The organism is Streptomyces sp. NPDC047085 (assembly GCF_040643735.1).
Classification (GTDB): Bacteria; Actinomycetota; Actinomycetes; order Streptomycetales; family Streptomycetaceae; genus Streptomyces.
Genome location: NZ_JBEYUW010000003.1, coordinates 956,572 through 977,127, shown reverse-complemented (window position 1 = coordinate 977,127; position 20,556 = coordinate 956,572). Strand labels below are relative to the sequence as shown.

Below are 20,556 nucleotides of genomic sequence, written 5' to 3'. Positions count from 1 at the left end.
TGAGCGAGCTGACCGGGGAGGCGGCCGCCTACATGCGGCCGAACTTCTTCGCCAACACCCCGGACATCCTGCACGCCTACCTCCAGCACGGCGGCCGGCCCGCGTTCGAGGTCCGCGCGGTGCTGGCCGCGACCCTCTCCCCCGCCTGGGGCATCTACAGCGGCTACGAACTGTGCGAGAACACCCCGCTCCGGGAGGGCGGCGAGGAGTACCTCGACTCGGAGAAGTACCAGCTCAAGCACCGCGACTGGGAAGCGGCCGCACGCGAGGGCCGCACCATCGCCCCCCTCATCACCCGCCTGAATGCCGCCCGCAGGGAGAACCCGGCCCTGCGCCAGCTGCGCGATCTCCACTTCCACCACGCGGACAAGGAGGCGGTGATCGCCTATTCGAAGCACAGTGGTTCGAACACGGTTCTGGTGGTCGCCAACCTCGACCCGCACCACACCCAGGAGGCCACGGTCTCGTTGGACATGCCGCAACTCGGCCTGGACTGGCACGAGTCGGTGCCGGTGCGCGACCTGCTCACCGGCGAGACCTATCACTGGGGCAGGGCCAACTATGTGCGACTCGAACCGGGTCGTCGACCCGCGCATGTCTTCTCGGTTCTGCGACCGTCCAACCCGCAGATCGGAGGGTCACCCACCATATGATCGTCAACGAGCCCGTCCCGGACACGTTCACGGACACTCCCGCCAGGGACCGGGATCCGGATTGGTTCAAACGCGCCGTCTTCTACGAGGTCCTGGTCCGCTCCTTCCAGGACAGCAACGGCGACGGCATCGGCGACCTGAAGGGTCTTACCGCCAAACTCGACTATCTGCAGTGGCTCGGCGTGGACTGCCTCTGGCTCCCGCCGTTCTTCAAGTCGCCGCTGCGTGACGGCGGTTACGACGTCTCCGACTACACCGCCGTCCTTCCCGAGTTCGGTGACCTCGCCGACTTCGTGGAGTTCGTGGACGCCGCCCACCAGCGCGGCATGCGCGTCATCATCGACTTCGTCATGAACCACACCAGCGACCAGCATCCGTGGTTCCAGGAGTCGAGGCGGGATCCGGAGGGTCCGTACGGGGACTACTACGTCTGGGCCGACGACGACAAGCAGTTCCAGGACGCCCGCATCATCTTCGTCGACACCGAGGCCTCCAACTGGACGTACGACCCCGTACGCAAGCAGTACTACTGGCACCGCTTCTTCTCGCACCAGCCGGACCTCAACTACGAGAACCCGGCCGTGCAGGAGGAGATGATCTCCGCGCTGAAGTTCTGGCTGGACCTCGGTATCGACGGGTTCCGGCTGGACGCCGTGCCGTACCTGTACCAGCAGGAGGGCACCAACTGCGAGAACCTGCCGGCGACCCACGAGTTCCTGAAGCGGGTACGCAAGGAGATCGACGCCCAGTACCCCGACAAGGTGCTCCTCGCCGAGGCGAACCAGTGGCCGGAGGACGTGGTCGACTACTTCGGCGACTTCCAGTCCGGCGGCGACGAGTGCCACATGGCGTTCCACTTCCCGGTCATGCCCCGCATCTTCATGGCCGTACGGCGGGAATCCCGCTACCCGGTCTCCGAGATCCTGGCGAAGACCCCGGCCATTCCGTCCAGTTGCCAGTGGGGCATCTTCCTGCGCAACCACGACGAGCTGACCCTCGAAATGGTCACCGACGAGGAACGCGACTACATGTGGGCCGAATACGCGAAGGACCCGCGTATGCGCGCCAACATCGGCATCCGCCGCCGCCTCGCGCCCCTGCTCGACAACGACCGCAACCAGATCGAGCTGTTCACCGCCCTGCTGCTGTCCCTGCCGGGCTCGCCGATCCTCTACTACGGCGACGAGATCGGCATGGGCGACAACATCTGGCTCGGCGACCGCGACGCCGTCCGCACGCCGATGCAGTGGACCCCCGACCGCAACGCCGGCTTCTCCTCGTCCGACCCCGGGCGGCTGTTCCTGCCGACCATCATGGACCCGGTCTACGGCTACCAGGTCACCAACGTCGAGGCCTCCATGTCCTCGCCGTCGTCGCTGCTGCACTGGACCCGCCGCATGATCGAGATCCGCAAGCAGAATCCTGCCTTCGGACTGGGGTCCTACACCGAACTGCAGTCCTCCAACCCCGCTGTCCTCGCCTTCCTGCGCGAGTACGAGGACGACCTGGTGCTGTGCGTCCACAACTTCTCGCGGTTCGCGCAGCCCACGGAGCTGGATCTGAGGCGGTTCGGCGGGCGGCATCCGGTCGAGCTGTTCGGCGGGGTGCGGTTCCCGGCGATCGGCGAGCTGCCGTACCTGCTGACCCTGGCGGGCCACGGCTTCTACTGGTTCCGCTTGCGCCGGGAAGCGGCGTAGTCCGGCCGGGTGGGGCGGCGGGCGGTTTCCGCCGCCCCACCCGGGGCACGGATCAGTAACACCCCGACGTTCCGGGGAAAGGATGTGACGCCCATGGCGGACGCGGTCACCCCCTCCGACACCTCCAGCACGACCGGTCACCTCCTCGCTTCGCTCGATCCCCTGTTGCGCCAGTGGCTGCCGAGACAGCGCTGGTTCGCGGGCAAGGGGCGCCCGGTCACCGGGTTCACCCCCGTGGCCGCCACCGAACTGCTCCCTCCCGACGGCCGCCTCGGCCTGTACCACCTGCTCCTGCGCGTCCACCAGCCCTCCGCGCCGGGCGCCGCGCCGCATCCCGGGGACTGCTACCAGCTGGTGATAGGCGTGCGCGAGGCGCTGCCGCCCCGGCTGGCTCCCGCGCTGATCGGCCATGTGACCGAGGGCCCGCTCGCCGGACGCACGGTGTACGAGGCCCTGTACGACCCCCGGCCCGCCGAGGTGCTCCTGGAGGCCCTGCGCACCCGGGCCCGCATCGGCGGGCTCCGTTTCGAGCGGGACCCGCGCCAGGAGATCCGGGAGGGTCTCGTGGCCCGGCTGATGACCGGCGAGCAGTCCAACTCGTCGATCGTCTACGGCGATACGTTCATCCTGAAGCTGTTACGACGGGTGGTGCCCGGCGTCAATCCGGACCTGGAGATACCGCTCGCGCTGGCCCGCGAGGGCTGCGCCCGGGTGCCCGCGCCGACGGCGTGGCTCCATGCCGAGCTGGGCGACCTGGGCGAGCTGGGCAAGCTGGACGAGCGGTCGTACGTCCTGGCCGTGCTCCAGCCGTTCGTGAGCGGCGCGGCCGACGGCTGGGAGCTGGCGCTGGGGGAACTGGCCAAGGGCGAGGACTTCGCCGCCGAGGCTCGGGCGCTCGGCCGGGCCACCGCCGAGGTGCACACCGCCCTCGCCCGCGCCCTGCCCACGGTCACCCTGGGCCACGCCCAGCTGCGGCCGATGGTGGACGGCATGACCGAGCGGCTCACGGCGGCCGTCCAGGCGGTGCCGGCGCTGCGGCCGTACGAGCCGGGGCTGCGGTCCGCCTTCGAGGCGCTGGCCGCCCTGGCCGACGAGGGCCGCACCTGGACCGCCCAACGGGTCCACGGCGACCTGCACCTCGGCCAGTGCCTGCGCTCGCCGACGGGACAGTGGTCGCTGATCGACTTCGAGGGCGAGCCGGCCCGGCCGCTGGCCGAGCGGCGCATGCCGCAGCCGCCGGCCCGGGACATCGCCGGGATGCTGCGCTCCTTCGACTACGCGGCCCACTCGGCGAGCCCGCCCGCCCCGGACTGGGCCCACGCCTGCCGGTCCGCGTACTGCTCCGGGTACGCCGAGATCACCGGCCGCGACCCGCGCACCGACCCGGTCCTGCTGCGGGCCTTCGAGACCGACAAGGCGATCTACGAGGTCGTCTACGAGGCCCGCCACCGCCCCGACTGGCTCCCCGTCCCCCTCTCGGCCATCCGCCGTCTCGCCACGTCCGACCCGACCCGACCCGCCCGGGAGACTCGTCCGTGACGTCCAAGAAGTCAGCCTCCTCGAAGTCCGCCACCCCCAAGAACCAGTCCGCCAAGAGCAGGACCACCGCGTCCGCCAAGTCGGCGCAGAAGAAGCCGGAGAAGAAACCGGAGAGGAAGCCGGAGAAGAAAGCAGAGACGCAAGCGGAGAAGAAGGCCGAGACCAGGGCCGACGTGACCAAGGCCGAGACCAAGGCCGACGTGACCAAGGCCCCGGCCGTCCCGGGCCCGCGCGCTCCGAGGTCCACCCGGAAGAAGGTGCCGGCCCCGTCACCGATCCCCGCCCTGGAAGTCGCCCGAGAGGTCGCCGCCTCCCCCGCCCTCGACTCCGGGGACCGGGAGCGGCTGCTGCACGGCACCCACCACGATCCGCACGCCGTGCTGGGCGCGCATCCGGTCGCCGGCGGGGTCGCCTTCCGGGTCTTCCGGCCGTACGCGCAGGCGGTCACCGTGGCCTCGGGCGACCTGCGCGCGGAGCTGCACGACGACGGCGACGGTTTCTTCTCCGGGCTGCTCCCGCTCACCGAGGTCCCCGCCTACCGGCTGCTCGTGACGTACGACGGCACCGTCCACGAGACGGAGGACGCCTACCGCTTCCTGCCCACGCTCGGCGAGCTGGACCTGCACCTGATCGGCGAGGGCCGGCACGAACAGCTGTGGCGGTCGCTGGGGGCGCGCGTCCTGACCCACCAGGGCGTGACCGGCACCCGCTTCTCGGTGTGGGCGCCGAACGCGCGAGGCGTGCGGGTCGCCGGGAGCTTCAACTTCTGGGACGCGTCCGGGTATCCGATGCGTTCGCTCGGCTCCTCGGGGGTGTGGGAGCTGTTCGTGCCCGGCATCGGCGAGGGCGAGCTGTACAAGTTCGAGATCACCCGCCCGGACGGCTCCCGCACCCTGCGCGCCGATCCGCTGGCCCGTCGTACGGAGGTCCCGCCGGCCACGTCCTCGATCGTGGACGTCTCGGACTACGCGTGGGGCGACGCGGAGTGGCTGGCCCACCGGGGCGACACCCCCGTGCACGAGGCGCCGTTCTCCGTGTACGAGGTCCATCTGCCCTCCTGGCGGCCGGGCCTCACCTACCGCCAGCTGGCCGAGCAACTTCCGGCGTACGTGAAGGAGATGGGCTTCACGCACGTGGAGCTGATGCCGGTCGCGGAGCATCCCTTCGGCGGCTCCTGGGGCTACCAGGTCACCGGTTTCTACGCCCCGACGGCCCGGCTCGGCACCCCGGACGACTTCAAGCACCTGGTGGACCGGCTTCATCAGGCCGGCATCGGGGTCCTGATGGACTGGGTGCCCGCGCACTTCCCGCGGGACGACTGGGCGCTGGCCGAGTTCGACGGGCGCCCACTGTACGAGCACCACGATCCGCTGCGGGCCGCCCATCCCGACTGGGGCACCCTGGAGTTCGACTTCGGCCGCCGTGAGGTGCGCAACTTCCTGGTGGCGAACGCCGTGTACTGGTGCGAGGAGTTCCACATCGACGGGCTGCGGGTGGACGCCGTCGCCTCGATGCTCTACCTCGACTACTCGCGCGAGCCGGGTCAGTGGACGCCGAACGAGTTCGGCGGCCGGGAGAACCTGGACGCGGTGGCCTTCCTGCAGGAGATGAACGCGACCGTCTACCGGCGCTGCCCGGGCGTGGTGACCGTCGCCGAGGAGTCCACCGCCTGGGACGGCGTCACCCGGCCCACGCACCACCGGGGTCCGAGCGGCTTCGGCGGGCTGGGCTTCGGGCTGAAGTGGAACATGGGCTGGATGCACGACTCGCTGGAGTACATGAGCCACGACCCCGTCCACCGGAAGTACCACCACCATGAGATGACCTTCTCGATGGTGTACGCGTACAGCGAGAACTACGTCCTGCCCATCTCCCACGACGAGGTCGTCCACGGCAAGCGGTCCCTCGTCTCGAAGATGCCCGGCGACTGGTGGCAGCAGCGCGCCAACCACCGCGCCTACCTCGGCTTCATGTGGGCCCACCCCGGCAAGCAACTCCTCTTCATGGGCCAGGAGTTCGCCCAGGGCGCCGAGTGGTCCGAGGCGCACGGCCCGGACTGGTGGCTGCTCGACCCGTCGTACGGCGCCGAGGCCGACCACCGGGGCGTGCGGGACCTGGTCCGGGACCTGAACGCCGGCTACCGGGCCACCCCGGCCCTGTGGCAGCGCGACACCGACCCCGGGGGCTTCCAGTGGGTCGTCGGGGACGCTGCCGACGACAACGTCCTCGCCTTCCTCCGCTACGACGCCGACGGCAGCCCCCTGCTGGCCGTGTCCCACCTCGCGCCGGTGGTCCGCCACGACTACCGGATCGGCGTCCCGGACGACGTCCCGGCCTGGCTGGAGGTACTGAACACCGACGCGGCCCGCTACGGGGGCAGCGACGTCGTCCACCCGCACCCGGTCAAGCCGGAGCCGCAGGGCGCCCATGGCCGCCCCGCGAGCATCCGGCTGACCCTGCCGCCCCTGGCGACGGTGTGGCTGCGGCCGGCGTAGCCCCTGGGGCGCTCGCTACTCGGCCGCCTCGGCCAGCCCCGGCGGCAGCGAGCCCGTGTGCAGGATGCCGAGCCGTTGCGTGGCCCGGGTCAGGGCCACGTACAGGTCGCTCGTGCCGTAGCGGGCCGGTTCGACGACCAGGACGGAGTCGAACTCCAGGCCCTTGGACTGGCGGGGGTCGAGGAGGACGACGGTCCGGGTGAGGTCCGGTGCCGCGCCCGCCGTGACCCCGTCCAGCCGGGCGGCCAGCTTGCGGTGCAGATGGCGTGGGGCGATGACCGCGAGCCGGCCCTCGGCGGGCCTCAGCTCCTCGACCGCGTCGGCGACGGCGCCGGGCAGGTCGTCGGTGGCGCGCACCCAGGGTCGTACGCCGGTCGAACGCACCGAGCTCGGGGGTTCGAAGCCGGGGTTCTCGGCGCGGACGACGGCTGCCGCGAGGTCCATGATCTCGGCCGGCGTGCGGTAGTTGACGCCGAGGCGCGTGTGCTCCCAGCGGTCCTCGACGTACGGCTGGAGGATCTTCGACCACGAGCCGACGCCCGCCGCCTCCGCCGTCTGGGCCGGATCGCCGACCAGGGTCATCGAGCGGGTCGGGCTGCGCCGCATCAGCAGCCGCCACGCCATCGGCGACAGTTCCTGCGCCTCGTCCACGATGATGTGGCCGAACGCCCAGGTCCGGTCGGCCGCGGCCCGCTCGGCGGCGCTGCGGTGGTCGGCCTCCTCCTGCCGCTCGGCGAACCGTTCGGCGTCGATGATGTCGTGCGCGGACAGAACCTCGGAATCCTCGTCCTCCTTGTCCTCGAACTCGTAGGTGCGGGAGGCGTAGGAGACGTCGAGGACGCCCTGGGCGTAGGCGACCTGTGTCTCCCGTTCCCGTTCCGCGCGCGCCCGCGCCACCCGCTCGTCCACGCCGAGCAGTTCGGCCGCCTCGTCCAGCAGCGGCACGTCCGCCACGGTCCACTCCCGGGTCACCGGGCGGCGGACGGCGGCCGCGTCCTCGTCGGGGAGATAGCCGACGGGGTCCGCGAGGAAGTCCGCGACCAGGCGCTGCGGCGTCAGGCGCGGCCACAGCTGGTCGATGGCGGCCCAGACCTCGGGGTTCTCGGCGATCTCGTCGCGGATCTGGGTGATGTCGGAGGCGTCCAGCAGGCTGCCGCCGTCGTACGGGTCGGTGCCCACGCGCTCGGCGTACAGCTCGGTGAGCGTGTTGAGGATGTGGCCCTCGAAGTGCTCGCGGGCCACGTTGTGCGGCAGCTTGGCGGCGCGGGTGCGCTCGCGGGCCACCTTCACGAGGTCGTCGTCGAGCATCAGGATCTCGCGGTCGTGCTCGATCGCGATCACCGGGTCGGGCAGCGACTGCCAGTCGCGTACGACCTCGGCGAGCACGTCCGCCATGTCGGCGCGGCCCTTCACCGCGGCCGCCTCCCGGCTGTCGGTCGCCGTCGCCCGCACGCCGGGGAACAGCTCGCCGACCGTGGCGAGCAGCACCCCGGTCTCGCCGAGCGAGGGCAGCACCTCGCCGATGTAGCCGAGGAAGGCCGGGTTGGGGCCGACGATGAGCACGGCCCGGCGGGCGAGCAGCTCCCGGTGCTCGTAGAGGAGGTAGGCCGCCCGGTGCAGCGCGACCGCCGTCTTGCCGGTGCCGGGCCCGCCCTCGACCACCAGCACCCCGCGGTGCGGCGCCCGGATGATCTCGTCCTGCTCGGCCTGGATGGTCTGCACGATGTCGCTCATGCGGCCGGTGCGCGCGGAGTTCAGCGCGGCCAGCAGCACGGCGTCCCCGTTGTGGTCCTCGTGACCGGTGCGGGTGGCGTCGCCGAGGTCGAGGATCTCGTCGTGCAGGGAGGTGACGGCCCGGCCCTCGGTGGTGATGTGCCGACGGCGGCGCAGGCCCATCGAGGTGTGGCCGGTGGCCAGGTAGAACGGGCGGGCGACGTCGGCCCGCCAGTCGATGAGGACGGGGGTGCGCTCGGCGTCGTCCTCGCGCAGCCCGATCCGGCCGATGTGATGGGAGGCACCGTCGGACAGGTCGATCCTGCCGAAGCAGAGCGAGCCGTCGACGGCGTTCAGCGCGGCGAGCAGCCCCGAGCGCTCGGCGACCAGGATGTCCCGCTCCAGCCGGGCCTGCATGGGCTTGTCACCCTGGGCGAGCGCGTCCGCGACCGAGGTCTCGGCCTCGCCGCGCAGCACGTCGACGCGCGCGTACAGTCCGTCGATGAATTCCTGCTCGCGGCGCAATTCATCGTCTGGAAATTCGGTGTTTGACAATTCTGCTCCCGCCCGCATATACTGTGCTCAGTGAACTTCCCAGCGACCTCGCCGAATTGAAGTCGCGAACCACCGAATATACGCAGAGAAATCCCCCGAGCGCAATTGCTCAGGGGATTTTTTCGTACCGGGCGACGCTCGGACCGCGCGCAGACGCGCGCAGACCGCGGGTCAGGACGAGCCGACGACGAACAGCCACAGGCCGTTTCGCCTGAAGACGGTGAAGTTCTCCTGCTGTCCGGTGCGGCGGAAGCGGATGGTGCCGCCCCGGACGTCGTACGGATCCTCGGGGGTGAGGTCGATGGAGACCGGTCCCGCCGCCCCCTTGCCGTAGACGCCGATGACACGGCGGGCGGCGGCCGCCTCGGTGCGGCGGGCGAACCAGCGGCGGTGCCAGGAGAGGTCCGTCAGCCGGTCCGCGTCGCCGTCCCGCAGGCGCTGCACATAGAGCTCGAGATAGAGCTTCAGCGTGCCGGGGGCGCTCCGGTCGCCCGTGTACGTCACCGCGGGCAGGCCGGCCCGGCTCGCCCGGCGGTAGTCCCACTGGTCGCGCGGGGCACCCCATCCGACGGCGAGCGTGACGGTCAGCGTGAGCGCCACGGCGGCCAGGACCGCGGTTCGCCTCGCCGTTGGTCTCAGGGTTCTGAGGGATGGCAAGCGGATTCCTTGATCGACGGGAGAGGTTCAAGAGATGCTCACAGCAACCTCACCCCTTGTCCAAGGGCTCACGGCTGAAAGTACGCCGTCTTTACCCGGCGGCCTCCCCCTCGGCGCGGGCCGGCCCGCTACAGCACGTCGGACAGCTCCTCCAGCAGCCGACGCTTGGGGCGCGCACCCACCATCGACCGCACCGGCTCACCGTCCCGGAAGACCATGAGGGTCGGCGTGGACAGCACACCGTAGGACACCGTCGTCTGCGGATTGCGGTCCACGTCCAGCTGGACGATCTTCAGCCGGTCGCCCTCCTCGAAGGCGATGTCCTTCAGCACCGGCGCCAGCTGCCGGCACGGCCCGCACCAGTCGGCGGTGAACTGCACCAGGACCGGAAGGTCCGCGCCGAGCACCTCCGCCTCGAAGTCCGCGTCCGTCACCTCGGTCAGTCCGCTCACCAGACTCATCGCGTCAGCCCTCCCAGCTCGCATCCGGGTTCCGGACCCCCCGGAACCTGCGCCTCGGCGGCCAGCTCGTCCCGGGCCCGCTCCGCCCGCTCCAGCTGCCCCGCGACCGTCCGGCGCACCGCCTGGAGCTGCCCGATGAGCTCGTCCAGCTCCTCCAGCTTGCGCCGGTAGACGACGAGCGAGGCCGGGCAGGAGTCGCCCTCCGGGTGCCCGGCCCGCAGGCACTCCACGAACGGCCGCGTCTCCTCCAGGTCGAACCCGAAGTCCTGCAGCGTCCGGATCTGCTGGAGCAGCCTGACGTCACGCTCGTCGTACGTGCGGTGTCCCTTGTCGTCGCGCCGTGCGGGCAGCAGCCCCCGCGCCTCGTAGTAGCGCAGGGTGCGGGTGGTGGTCCCGGCCCGTGCGGCCAGCTCGCCGATTCGCATGGATACGACCGTAGGCGTTGACGTCGGCGTCAAGGCAAGCCGGTCGGCCGGCGAGGCATGCCGGGAGGCGGTTCAGGGCACGGCTGGAGGCAGCAGGGGCTTCCGGCGCACAGGAGAGGACAGCACGATCGAGGTCGTCGTACGGCCCAGCGCCGAGGTCTGCTCCAGGATGTCCTCCAGGTGCACGGTGTCGGTGACGGCGACCTTGAGGATCCAGCAGTCCTCGCCGACGACATGGTGCACCTCGGTGATCTCCGGGCGGTCGATCAGCTCCAGGGTCCTCGGATGCTTGAGGGTGTAGCCGCCGTGCGGGTTCACCCTGATGAACGCCTGGATGCCGTAGCCGAGACGGGCGGGCGCGACCTGGGCGCCGTATCCCTCGACCACACCGGCGGCCTCCAGCCGGCGCACCCGCTCCGCGACGGCCGCCGGACTCAGGCTGACCCGCCGGCCCAGCTCGCTGAGCTTGATCCGCCCGTCCGTCTGGAGCAGGTCGAGGATCTGCCGGTCCACCGCGTCGAAGGCCACTGACGTTTCGTCGGCGACGGCCCGCAAATGCCGCTGTTCTTTCGGTGTGGCGGCCGTATCTCCCATGTCTCCCCCTTCGGCGACGGCTGTGCCGCCCGGAGAATTATGGTCATGCGAAAGGCACGAGAGGTACTGGTCATCGGCGGCAACCGCTATTTCGGCAAGCGGCTGATCGCCCGGTTGGTGGCGGCCGGCGATCGGGTCACGGTCCTGAACCGGGGCTCGTCTCCCGCGCCGCCGGGTGTGGCGCATCTGGTGGCCGACCGCGAGGACGAAGAGGCCCTGCGCGAGGCCCTCGGCACCCGTGAGTTCGACGTCGTCCTCGACCAGGTCTGCTACACCCCGCGCCAGGCAGAGACCGCGCGCCGGGTCTTCGCGGGGCGCACCGGCCGCTATGTGATGACCTCGACGGTGGAGGTGTACGAGCACGAGGACTCCGAACTGCTCGTACCGGAGAGCGCGGTAAACCCGGCCTCGGTCGCCGTGGACCGGGAACTGCCCTGGGACGACCCGGAGTTCCTGGACTCCCACTACGGCGAGGGCAAGCGGCAGGCGGAGGCGGTGTTCACGGCGGACTCCGCGTTCCCCTTCGTCTCCGTCCGGGTGGCCCACGTCCTCGGCGGCGACGACGACTTCACCGGCCGCCTCCAGCACTACGCCGACCGCATCCGCACCGGCGCCCCCATCGCCGTACCACCGGTGACACACCCGGCGACGTACATCCACGTCGAGGAGATCGCCGACTTCCTGTTCTGGGCAGCGGGCGAGGACTTCACGGGCCCGGTGAACGCCGCGTCCAGCGGCCTGCTGACACTGGACGACCTGTGCACGGCCGTGGCGTCTCAACTTCCCGGCGGCAAGACGGTGTTCGACGAGACCGACTCCGCCGAGGTCTCCCCCTTCGCCTTCCGCCGCCGCTACGGCATGGACAACTCCCGGGCCACGCGGCTCGGTTTCGCCTTCGGCGAGGTACGGCAGTGGCTGCCGATGGCCGTCGCCGAGACGCTCGGAAAGGACGGCTGAAGTGCGGTACCGCACCCTTGGCGACCTCCGGGTGAGCGCGGTCGGGCTCGGCGCCATGCCGCTGTCCATCGAGGGCCGTCCCGACGAGGCGCGCGCCCTGGCCACGGTGCACGCCGCCCTGGACGCGGGCGTGACCCTGCTGGACACGGCCGACTCCTACCATCTGCCCGGCCAGGACCCCGGCCATAACGAACTCCTCCTCGCCCGCGCCCTCGCCTCCTACGGCGGCGACACCTCGGACGTGCTGGTGGCCACCAAGGGCGGCCGGGGCCGCCCGGCCGACGGCACCTGGACGGTGAACGGCGACCCCCGCCACCTGAAGGCCGCCGCCGAGGCCTCCCTGAAGCGGCTCGGCATCGAGGCGATCGGCCTCTACCAACTCCACAAGCCCGACCCGTCCGTCCCCTTCGAGGAGTCGCTCGGCGCCCTGCGCGACCTGCTGGACGAAGGCAAGATCCGCCTGGCGGGCCTCTCCAACGTGACCACGGACCAGATCCACCACGCCCGCGCGATCCTCGGCGACCGGCTGGTGTCGGTCCAGAACCGCTACTCCCCCGAGGTCCGCGACAGCGATCCCGAGCTGCGGCTGTGCGCGGAACTGGGCCTGGCGTTCCTGCCCTGGAGCCCGCTGGGCGGAATCTCGCGCAGCTCACTGGACGGGCCGTCGGGGCTGGACTCCGGCGGCGTTCGGTTCGCCGCGTTCCACGAGGTGGCACGGGAGCGCGGGGTCAGTCCCCAACAGGTGTGCCTCGCCTGGCTGCTGACCCTCTCCCCGACCGTGCTCCCGATCCCGGGCGCGAGCCGCCCACAGACGATCCAGGACTCAGCCGGGGCGGCGGACCTGGTACTGACGGAGGAGGAGCTGCCGCGGCTGACGGAGGCCGCGTCGGCCTGACACCGAGGCCCCCTCCGGCGTCCTTGAGGACCCGATGGCCTCAGCGACAGAGTTCGTCGAGGTCTTCGGCGAAGGTCGGGAACTCCGCCTCGGCCGTGGCGACGATCTCCCGGGCCGGGCGGCGCGGGGTGGTGGCGTGCCGGGCGGCGATGTCCGCCAGCGCGGCGTTCGGGCGGGCTTTCCACTCCTCCTCGTGCCAGAGGGCCTCCCGTGGTCCGTAACCGTCGGCCAGAACCCACAGGAAGTCGGAGAGGTCCCCGGCGACCACTCCGGCCTCCCCCTCGGAGCCCAGGAACACCACCGGCTGCTCGTGCAGGGGCCGCCCCGGCCGGGCACACCACACGGCAGCGAGACCGCCGGTGCCGTGTTTGCCGAAGACGCGGTGGGTGCTGCCGTCGACGTCGGGGTTGCCGGTCCAGGACCGGAGCCAGTCGGTGGTGTCCTCTGCGGAGTCGAAGGCGTCGTACGGCTCGAAGTCGACGCCGTTCCCGTGGTCATAGTCGAACTCCACGCGGGCCACCTCGGCCAGAGCCGGCGGGAGGCGGCGGCCGCCCTCGGTCTCGTCGGGCATCACACGGCCACCCCCGCCGACTCCTCCACCTCCATCAGGGAGGCGCTGTGGCGTTCCTCGTCGAACTTACGGCGTCCGCCGCGCAGGCCGAACAGGCGTTTGGTGAGGGCGATGTAGAGGACGGCGAGGATGTTGAGGACCAGGGTGGCGATCTTCAGCCAGCTGATGTGCTCGGTGAGTTCGTAGATCTCCAGGGGGAGGAAGGCGGCGGTGGCGACCACGGTCAGGTACTCGGCCCAGCGCTTGGCGTACCAGAGGCCGACCGCCTCGATCAGTTCGATCAGCGCGTAGGCCAGCAGCAGACCGGCCAGGATCAGCAGGGTGGGGTGCTTGTAGCCGAACGCCTTCTGGATGGAGCCGACGACCGGTGAGTGGTCGAGGTCGTAGTGGAAGTGCTTGAAGACCGGGCGGAGGACGTCCAGGTACTCGTTGAAGAGCCGGCGCACCGCGTCCTGGCTGTTGCTGAACTTCCAGACGGCCACCGCGACCAGCACGATGAACACGCCCCGCACGGCCCGCTCGATCGCCAGGAAGCGCAGGATGAAGAGGTCCCGGAGCACCTTTCCGCGCGGCACCAGCGGGGCGTCGGCGGCCGGTCCCGAGCCGTGCGGCTCACCGAGCACGAAGTCGCCGCAGCGCAGGCAGCGCCAGACCTCGCCCAGCGCGGTATCGGCGTGCAGCCGGATCCGCAGCCGGGGGTCGTCGGGCGCGTAGGTCACATGGCCCTTGCGCGCACAGGTCCGCCGGTCCCAGTCGATCTTCATCCCCCGATGCCTCCATTGCACATACGGACTCACAGGTACTGACTCACACGTACGGACGCCATGAACGAACGTGCCGTTCCGGATGAGCCGGAGCGGCACGTTAACGGATCGGAGCGATGAGTGGTCAGTCGGCTGTGCTGTCGACCAGTTCCTTCTCCTCGGTCTTCACGTCCGGTGCGGCCTTTTCACGGCGCGGCAGCAGAACCGCCACCAGGAGCGTGCCGAGGGCCAGGACGGCCGCGCCGATCAGGCTGGTGTGGGCGACGGCGTCGGAGAAGGAGGAGCCGACGGCGTCCGCCATCTGCCGGGCGCCGGAGGCGAGTTGGTCGGCCTGCTGCTTGAGCTGGGCGGCCTGCTGGGGGTCGCTCGTGTGGGCGGCCCGCGCGGCAAGCTGGTGCGCCTTGTCGCCGATGCCCTGCGCGACCGCGTACCCGGCGCCGACCGAGTCCTGCGCGGTGTCCAGGGCACCCGCCGGGAGCCCGCTGCCCTTGGTGGCGTCGCTCAGGTGGTTGCCGTACGACGTGGCGAGCAGGGAGCCGAGGATCGCGATGCCGAGCGAGCCGCCCAGCTCCAGCGAGGTGTCGTTGACCGCGCCGCCGACGCCCAGCTCGGACTCCGGGAAGGCGCCCATGATCGCGTCGGTGCAGGGCGAGAGGGCGAGGCCGATGGCCAGGCCGAGGATGATCAGGGGCGACAGGAAGTCGGCGTACGTCGACGTCGCGTCGACCCGGGTCAGCAGCGCCAGCGCGGTCGTACCGCCGACCATGCCCGCGCTGACCGTCCACTTCATGCCGACGCGCGGGGTGAGCCAGCCGGTGAGGGCGGAGCCGACGAAGACCGCGCCGGCCAGCGGCAGCATGCGGACGCCGGTCTCCAGGGCGTCGTAGCCGAGGACGAACTGGAGGTGCTGGGTGAGGTAGTAGAAGGCGCCGAAGACGGCGAGGAAGAAGAGGGCCACGGCGAGGTTGGAGCCGGCGAAGCGCCGGTTCGCGAAGCGGCGCACGTCCAGGATGGGGCGAGGGTGGCGCAGCTCCCAGAGGACGAAGGCGACCAGCCCCACGCCCGCGACCACCGCGGCGGTGACGGCCTTGACGCCCCAGCCGAAGTGCGGGCCCTCGATGATCATGTAGACCAGCGCGCCGGTCCAGATCACCGACAGCAGTCCGCCGACGTAGTCGATGCGGTCGTGGTGCCCGGCCTTGGACGGCGGTACGAGCACGAAGGCGGCGACGATCGCCACGGCGGCGATGGGCACGTTGATCAGGAAGGTCGAGGACCAGCCGTGGTCGCGCAGCAGGGCGCCGGCGACGACCGGTCCGGCGGCGATGGCGAGGCCGGCGGTGGCGGTCCACAGGGTGATGGCCTTGGCGCGCTCGGCCCGCGGGAAGGTCGCAGCGAGCAGGGAGAGGGTGGCGGGCATGATGAGCGCCGCGCCGACGCCCATCACGGCTCGGGCGGCGATGACCGTCGTGGAGCTGTCGGCGAGGTACCCGAAGACGGCACCGCCGCCGAAGACGACGAGCCCGAGCACGAGTGCCCCGCGCCGGCTGTACTTGTCGCCGATCGCGCCGAGCAGCAGCATCAGCGCCGCGTACGGAACCGTGTAGCCGTCGATCACCCACTGCAGGTCGGCGCTGGACAGCCCGAGATCCCGGGTCATGTCGGGCGCGGCGACCGTGAGGGCGGTGTTGGCCATCACGATGATCAACAGGCTCAGGCAGAGCACCAGCAGCGCCCACCAACGCCTGGCGTAGGGGCGCTCCATCCCTTCGACCGGTTCGGTCATGACGAGTCGCATGGCAGGGGTCGCCTTCCTCAGGTAGCGACAGGGATTGCACATTGACGTGCAATTGCACAACACTGTGCAATGTACGCCCGTTGCACAGTGCTGTGCAAGTCGAGAAGGCGCCAGGGAGGACGTGCAGAATGACTGCCATGACCACGGCTCACACCAGCCGCGCCGACACCAACCGGCGCCGCATCCTCGACGTCGCCCTCGCCGAGCTGCTGCGCGACCCCGACGCCTCCATGGACCAGATCGCGCGGGCCGCGGGCGTCGTACGGCGCACGGTGTACGGGCACTTCCCGAGCCGGGAGGCACTGATCAGCACCCTCATGGACGAGGCGGTCGGGGCCCTGACGGAGGCGGACACGAGCGCCCGCGCGGGGGTGACGGACCCGGCGGAGGCGCTCGCCCGGTCGGTCCTCGCGATCTGGGAGATCGCCGACGGCTACCGCCTGCTGGTCGCCCTGGCCCAGCGCACGGTCACCGTGCAGGGCATCCGCGAACGCCTCGCCCCGCTCCGCGAGACCAAGGTCCAGCTGCTCCAGCGCGGCCTGGACGAGGGCGTCTTCACCTCGCCCCTCCCCGCGCCCGCCCTCGCCTACGCCCACGAGCAGATGCTGTTCGGCGTGATGGAGGCGGTGAACGACGGACTGGTCACGGCGGAGGAGGCCGGCCGCTCGGCCACGGTCACCGTCCTGGCGGCGGCGGGCATGCCCGCGGCGGAGGCGAGGGAGCTGGTGGCGAGGGTGAGCGGGCAGACGTCGTAGGACCACAAGCGGGCAGACGTCGTAGAAACAGTAGAAACCGTCGTAGAAGCGGGAGAAACAAAAGAACTCCGTACGCCCGGCCCCGGTTCAGGCGGGTCCGGACGTACGGAGTGGAATGCGGGGGGGAGGGACTACGCGGCCGCGAGCTCCTTCGGCGCCGCAGCGGTCTCCGACTCGTCCAGCAAGGTCGTCTCGTCGAACGGCAATTCTCCTGCCAGCACCTTCTTCACCCGCTCCCGGTCGATCTCCTTCGTCCACGTACCGATCAGCACGGTGGCGACGGAGTTCCCCGCGAAGTTCGTCAGGGCCCGCGCCTCACTCATGAACCGGTCGATGCCGACGATCAGCCCGACCCCGTCGACCAGCGCCGGCTTGTGCGACTGGAGGCCGCCGGCCAGCGTCGCCAGACCCGCGCCGCTGACACCGGCCGCGCCCTTGGACGCGAGCAGCAGGAACAGCAGCAGCGGAATCTGCTCGCCCACGGACATCGGCGTGCCCAGGGCGTCGGCGATGTACAGCGACGCCATGGTCATGTAGATCATCGTGCCGTCGAGGTTGAAGGAGTACCCGGTCGGCACGGTGATACCGACGACGGCCCGGCTGACACCCAGGTGCTCCATCTTCGCGATGAGCCGCGGCAGCGCCGACTCGGAGGACGACGTCGACAGGATCAGCAGGAACTCGCGGGCGAGGTACTTGAACAGGGAGAAGACGTTCAGCCCGGCCACGATCCGCAGCAGCGCGCCCAGCACGACGAAGACGAACAGCACGCAGGTGACGTAGAAACCGAGCATCAGCACGGCCAGGCTCTTGAGCGCGTCCAGGCCGGAGGAGCCGACGACCGCCGCGATGGCGCCGAACGCACCGATCGGCGCGGCCCACATGACCATCGACAGGATGCGGAAGACGAGCCGCTGGATGTGCTCGACGCCGCGCAGCACCGGCTGCCCGGCCGACCCCATGGCCTGCAGCGCGAACCCGGTGAGCAGGGCGATCAGCAGGGTCTGGAGCACCTGGCCCTCGGTGAACGCGGACACGAAGGACGTCGGGATGATCGACAGGACGAAGTCGACCGGCGGCAGCGCGTCCGGGGACACCTGGTCGTGCCCGGTCGCCTTGAGGGCGCTGGTGATGTGCAGTCCGTCGCCCGGGTGCAGCACGTTACCGACGACGAGGCCGATGGCGAGCGCGATGAGCGACATCACGAGGAAGTAGCCGAGCGCGATGCCGCCGACCGCGCCGACCTTCGCGGCCTTCCGTACGGAGCCGATCCCGAGCACGATCGTGCAGAAGATGATCGGCGAGATCATCATCTTGATCAGGTTCACGAAGCCGGTGCCCAGCGGCTTCAGCTCGACCCCGGCGTCGGGCCAGATCAGGCCCACCGCGATACCGAGCGCGACCGCCACGATGACGGCTATGTACAGGTAGTGGGTACGGTCCCGCTTCACGGCGGGTGCGGCAGGTGCCGTATCGGGGGAACTGGCGGCCACGGCTGCCCTCCTTGACGTCTTCGTCGGCAACACCGGCGTGCGGCTCACGTCCGGGGGTTGTGGGGGATGCCGTGACTATCTCCCGGCCTGTGAGGGCGGTCACCCTTCCGTTCATTTAGTTCACGCGCGGACGTTCATTTAGTTCATGCCCGGACCGGGAGGCACACTGCTGGCATGCGCCTCCCCTCCCTCGCCCGGCCCCGCAGCCTGGCCGGCCAGCTGTTCGCCATGCAGGCCGTGCTGATAGCGGTGGTCGTGGCCGGGTACGCGCTGTTCACCTACCTCAGCGACCAGCGGCAGGCGCAGGACGCGGCGGTCCGTCAGGTCACGGCGGTGGCCCGATCGATCGCGGACGCCCCCTCGGTCCGCTCGGCGCTCCACACCTCCGACCCCACGGCCGACCTGGAGCCGTACGCGCTCCAGGTCATGCGGGACGCGGACGTCGACTTCGTCACGATCATGAGTCCCGAGGGCATCCGCTGGACCCACCCGGACCGCAAGGAGATCGGCAAACGCTTCCTCGGCCGGATCGGCCCCGCCCAGCACGGGCACACCTTCACCGAGACCTACACGGGCACGCTCGGCCCGTCCGTGCGCGCGGTGACCCCGGTGGAGGAGAACGGCCGGATCGTCGCCCTGGTCAGCGCCGGCATCAAGGTGGAGGCGATCAGCGCCCGGGCCCAGGACCAGGTCACGGCCCTGCTCGGGGTGGCCGGCGGCACGCTGCTGCTGGGCGCGGTCGGCACGTACGTGATCAACGCCCGGCTGCGCCGGCACACCCACGGCATGAACGCGACCGAGCTGAGCCGGATGCACGACTACCACCAGGCGGCGCTGCACGCGGTGCGCGAGGGGCTGCTGATGCTGGACGGGCAGTACAGGGTGGCACTGATCAACGACGGCGGGCGGGAACTGCTGGGCGTGGGCGAGGAGGAGGACGTGATCGGCCGCTCGGTCGCGGACCTGGGCCTGCCGGCCCCGCTGACCGGGGCGCTGCTGTCGTCGGAGCCGCGCGTGGACGAGGTGCATCTGACGGCGTCACGGGTGCTGGTGGTCAACACCTCCCCGGTGTCGGGAGGAGAGCGCCGGGGCACCGTGGTCACCCTCCGGGACGTGACCGAACTCCAGTCGTTGATGGGCGAGTTGGACTCCGAGCGCGGATTCACCCAGGCCCTGCGCTCCCAGGCGCACGAGGCGGCGAACCGCCTCCACACGGTCGTCTCGCTGATCGAGCTGGGCCGGGCCGACGAGGCGGTGGAGTTCGCGACGGCGGAACTGGAGCTGGCGCAGGCGCTCACCGACCAGGTCGTGGCGGCGGTGGGCGAGCCGGTGCTGGCCGCGCTGCTGCTGGGCAAGACGGCACAGGCCAACGAGCGGGGCGTCGAACTGGTGCTGTCGCCGGACAGCAGCCTGGACGACGGCGTCCTCCCATCCGGTCTCGCGGCGCGCGACCTGGTGACCATCCTCGGCAACCTGATCGACAACGCGGTGGACGCCGCCCAGGGCAGCGCCCGGGCGCGGGTGACCGTGACGGCGTACGCCTCGGACGCCGAACTGGTGCTCCGCGTCTCGGACACGGGCCCCGGTGTCGACCCGGCCCACGCCGACCTGGTATTCCAGCGGGGGTTCTCGACGAAGCCGGCCGGACCGGGCGGGCGGGGCCTGGGTCTCGCCCTGGTCCGGCAGGCGGTCACCCGGCTCGGCGGGACGCTGACGGTGGCGGAGGCCGAGGAGGGTGGCGCGGTGTTCGAGGTGCGGTTGCCCTTGCGTACGACGGCCGGGCCCGCGCCGGTCCCGGGAGGCGGCGCATGACGGGTCAGGCCGCGCAGCCCATCCGGGTCCTCGTGGTGGAGGACGACCCGGTGGCCGCCGACGCGCACGTGATGTACGTCGGCCGGGTCCCGGGGTTCGTCGCGGTCGGCAAGGCGCACACCGGCGCGGAGGCCCGCCGCGTCCTGGACCGCACGCCCGTCGACCTCCTCCTGCTGGACCTGCACCTCCCCGACGTCCACGGCCTCCAGTTCGCCCGCTCGCTCCGCGCCGCCGGACACCACGCCGACGTCATAGCGGTCACCTCGGCCCGCGACCTGGCCGTGGTCCGCGAGGGCGTCTCCCTCGGCGTCGTCCAGTACGTCCTGAAGCCCTTCACCTTCGCCACCCTGCGGGAACGGCTGGTCCGCTACGCCGAGTTCCGCGCGGCGGCAGGGGAAGCCGGCGGCCAGGACGAGGTGGACCGCGCTCTGGCCGTGCTGCGGGCACCCTCGCCCGCGGCCCTCCCGAAGGGACTGACCGGACCGACCCTGGAGCGGGTCACGGGAGCGCTCAGGGAGGCACCCGAGGGACTCACCGCGGCGGGTGTCGCGGAGGCGGTCGGCATCTCGCGGATCACGGCACGCCGGTATCTGGAGCACCTGGTGGAGGCGGGCCGGGCGGCCCGGAGTCCGCAATATGGGACGGTGGGGCGGCCGGAGCTGCGGTACCGGTGGCTCAAGGAGCCGGGGTGACGCGGGGTAACCCCAGGTTACAGGGGGTGA

General features: G+C 71.0%; 18 protein-coding genes. 9 read left to right on the top strand and 9 right to left on the bottom strand.

Features of this window, described 5'->3' with window-relative positions:
• The 4 genes from ABZ865_RS15495 to glgB all read left to right on the top strand — a co-directional run.
• On the top strand, window positions 1–653 hold a 653-nt coding region (locus tag ABZ865_RS15495; RefSeq protein WP_361229599.1), incomplete at its 5' end, for an alpha-glucosidase C-terminal domain-containing protein.
• Entirely contained in the window at window positions 650–2,350 is a 1,701-nt protein-coding gene (gene treS, locus ABZ865_RS15490) for a maltose alpha-D-glucosyltransferase (RefSeq protein ID WP_361229596.1), read from the top strand. The genes ABZ865_RS15495 and treS, both read left to right, overlap by 4 nt.
• A 93-nt stretch (window positions 2,351–2,443) precedes the next feature.
• Complete coding sequence (locus ABZ865_RS15485) at window positions 2,444–3,889, top strand: phosphotransferase (protein ID WP_361229593.1); 1,446 nt, start codon at window positions 2,444–2,446, stop codon at window positions 3,887–3,889.
• Between the two features lie 257 nt (window positions 3,890–4,146).
• Entirely contained in the window at window positions 4,147–6,384 is a 2,238-nt protein-coding gene (gene glgB, locus ABZ865_RS15480; RefSeq protein ID WP_361229753.1) for a 1,4-alpha-glucan branching enzyme, read from the top strand.
• Between the two features lie 15 nt (window positions 6,385–6,399).
• On the opposite strand, the gene ABZ865_RS15475 is transcribed toward glgB, so the two are convergent.
• From ABZ865_RS15475 to ABZ865_RS15455, 5 genes are all read right to left on the bottom strand, one after another.
• Entirely contained in the window at window positions 6,400–8,670 is a 2,271-nt protein-coding gene (locus ABZ865_RS15475; RefSeq protein ID WP_361229590.1) for a UvrD-helicase domain-containing protein, read from the bottom strand.
• 153 nt (window positions 8,671–8,823) lie between these two features.
• A complete protein-coding gene (locus ABZ865_RS15470) occupies window positions 8,824–9,309 on the bottom strand; it encodes a hypothetical protein (protein WP_361229587.1) in 486 nt (161 codons plus the stop codon).
• Window positions 9,310–9,437: 128 nt separating this feature from the next.
• Entirely contained in the window at window positions 9,438–9,770 is a 333-nt protein-coding gene (trxA, locus tag ABZ865_RS15465; protein WP_361229584.1) for a thioredoxin, read from the bottom strand.
• On the bottom strand, window positions 9,767–10,195 hold the full coding sequence (locus ABZ865_RS15460) for a MerR family transcriptional regulator (RefSeq protein WP_361229581.1): 429 nt from the start codon (window positions 10,193–10,195) through the stop codon (window positions 9,767–9,769). Before ABZ865_RS15460 ends, trxA begins: the two co-directional genes overlap by 4 nt.
• Window positions 10,196–10,267: 72 nt before the next feature.
• Window positions 10,268–10,789, bottom strand: coding sequence for an Lrp/AsnC family transcriptional regulator (locus ABZ865_RS15455; RefSeq protein WP_361229578.1), 522 nt, complete (start codon window positions 10,787–10,789; stop codon window positions 10,268–10,270).
• A 45-nt stretch (window positions 10,790–10,834) separates the two neighbouring features.
• Between ABZ865_RS15455 and ABZ865_RS15450 the strand changes: the two genes are divergently transcribed.
• Window positions 10,835–11,746 (top strand): NAD-dependent epimerase/dehydratase family protein, encoded by a 912-nt coding sequence (locus tag ABZ865_RS15450; protein WP_361229575.1) that lies wholly within the window; start codon window positions 10,835–10,837, stop codon window positions 11,744–11,746.
• Between the two features lies 1 nt (window position 11,747).
• The gene (locus ABZ865_RS15445; RefSeq protein ID WP_361229572.1) at window positions 11,748–12,641 is read left to right on the top strand and encodes an aldo/keto reductase; all 894 of its coding nucleotides are present in this window, start codon (window positions 11,748–11,750) and stop codon (window positions 12,639–12,641) included.
• A 40-nt stretch (window positions 12,642–12,681) separates the two neighbouring features.
• Here the strand turns inward: ABZ865_RS15445 and ABZ865_RS15440 are convergent, their stop codons facing one another.
• The 3 genes from ABZ865_RS15440 to ABZ865_RS15430 all read right to left on the bottom strand — a co-directional run bounded on the left by ABZ865_RS15440 (window position 12,682) and on the right by ABZ865_RS15430 (window position 15,774).
• Entirely contained in the window at window positions 12,682–13,212 is a 531-nt protein-coding gene (locus tag ABZ865_RS15440; RefSeq protein WP_361229570.1) for an SMI1/KNR4 family protein, read from the bottom strand.
• Window positions 13,212–13,976: a DUF2127 domain-containing protein gene (locus ABZ865_RS15435; RefSeq protein ID WP_361229567.1), complete on the bottom strand. Its 765-nt coding sequence runs from the start codon at window positions 13,974–13,976 to the stop codon at window positions 13,212–13,214. The genes ABZ865_RS15440 and ABZ865_RS15435 overlap by 1 nt, the downstream gene beginning before the upstream one ends.
• Window positions 13,977–14,100: 124 nt before the next feature.
• Window positions 14,101–15,774 (bottom strand): MFS transporter, encoded by a 1,674-nt coding sequence (locus tag ABZ865_RS15430; protein ID WP_361229564.1) that lies wholly within the window; start codon window positions 15,772–15,774, stop codon window positions 14,101–14,103.
• A 128-nt stretch (window positions 15,775–15,902) separates the two neighbouring features.
• Here ABZ865_RS15430 and ABZ865_RS15425 point away from each other — a divergent pair, with 128 nt between their 5' ends.
• Window positions 15,903–16,529, top strand: a complete 627-nt coding sequence (locus tag ABZ865_RS15425; RefSeq protein ID WP_361229561.1) for a TetR/AcrR family transcriptional regulator — start codon at window positions 15,903–15,905, stop codon at window positions 16,527–16,529.
• A gap of 131 nt (window positions 16,530–16,660) precedes the next feature.
• Here the strand turns inward: ABZ865_RS15425 and ABZ865_RS15420 are convergent, their stop codons facing one another.
• The gene (locus tag ABZ865_RS15420; RefSeq protein ID WP_361229558.1) at window positions 16,661–18,022 is read right to left on the bottom strand and encodes a cation:dicarboxylase symporter family transporter; all 1,362 of its coding nucleotides are present in this window, start codon (window positions 18,020–18,022) and stop codon (window positions 16,661–16,663) included.
• Between the two features lie 174 nt (window positions 18,023–18,196).
• On the opposite strand from ABZ865_RS15420, the gene ABZ865_RS15415 reads away from it, so the two are divergent.
• Both ABZ865_RS15415 and ABZ865_RS15410 read left to right on the top strand, forming a co-directional pair.
• Window positions 18,197–19,834, top strand: a complete 1,638-nt coding sequence (locus tag ABZ865_RS15415; RefSeq protein ID WP_361229555.1) for a sensor histidine kinase — start codon at window positions 18,197–18,199, stop codon at window positions 19,832–19,834.
• Window positions 19,831–20,526, top strand: coding sequence for a response regulator (locus ABZ865_RS15410; protein ID WP_361229553.1), 696 nt, complete (start codon window positions 19,831–19,833; stop codon window positions 20,524–20,526). Before ABZ865_RS15415 ends, ABZ865_RS15410 begins: the two co-directional genes overlap by 4 nt.
• The last annotated feature ends 30 nt before the right edge of the window (window positions 20,527–20,556 follow it).

Excerpts from the sequence above, each read along its gene's own strand:
- treS (WP_361229596.1), top strand. The coding sequence starts at position 650 with ATGATCGTCAACGAGCCCGTCCCGGACACGTTCACGGACACTCCCGCC.
- ABZ865_RS15485 (WP_361229593.1), top strand. The coding sequence starts at position 2,444 with ATGGCGGACGCGGTCACCCCCTCCGACACCTCCAGCACGACCGGTCAC.
- ABZ865_RS15475 (WP_361229590.1), bottom strand. The coding sequence starts at position 8,670 with ATGCGGGCGGGAGCAGAATTGTCAAACACCGAATTTCCAGACGATGAA.
- trxA (WP_361229584.1), bottom strand. The coding sequence starts at position 9,770 with ATGAGTCTGGTGAGCGGACTGACCGAGGTGACGGACGCGGACTTCGAG.
- ABZ865_RS15460 (WP_361229581.1), bottom strand. The coding sequence starts at position 10,195 with ATGCGAATCGGCGAGCTGGCCGCACGGGCCGGGACCACCACCCGCACC.
- ABZ865_RS15455 (WP_361229578.1), bottom strand. The coding sequence starts at position 10,789 with ATGGGAGATACGGCCGCCACACCGAAAGAACAGCGGCATTTGCGGGCC.
- ABZ865_RS15450 (WP_361229575.1), top strand. The coding sequence starts at position 10,835 with ATGCGAAAGGCACGAGAGGTACTGGTCATCGGCGGCAACCGCTATTTC.
- ABZ865_RS15440 (WP_361229570.1), bottom strand. The coding sequence starts at position 13,212 with ATGCCCGACGAGACCGAGGGCGGCCGCCGCCTCCCGCCGGCTCTGGCC.
- ABZ865_RS15435 (WP_361229567.1), bottom strand. The coding sequence starts at position 13,976 with ATGAAGATCGACTGGGACCGGCGGACCTGTGCGCGCAAGGGCCATGTG.
- ABZ865_RS15430 (WP_361229564.1), bottom strand. The coding sequence starts at position 15,774 with ATGCGACTCGTCATGACCGAACCGGTCGAAGGGATGGAGCGCCCCTAC.
- ABZ865_RS15425 (WP_361229561.1), top strand. The coding sequence starts at position 15,903 with ATGACTGCCATGACCACGGCTCACACCAGCCGCGCCGACACCAACCGG.
- ABZ865_RS15415 (WP_361229555.1), top strand. The coding sequence starts at position 18,197 with ATGCGCCTCCCCTCCCTCGCCCGGCCCCGCAGCCTGGCCGGCCAGCTG.
- ABZ865_RS15410 (WP_361229553.1), top strand. The coding sequence starts at position 19,831 with ATGACGGGTCAGGCCGCGCAGCCCATCCGGGTCCTCGTGGTGGAGGAC.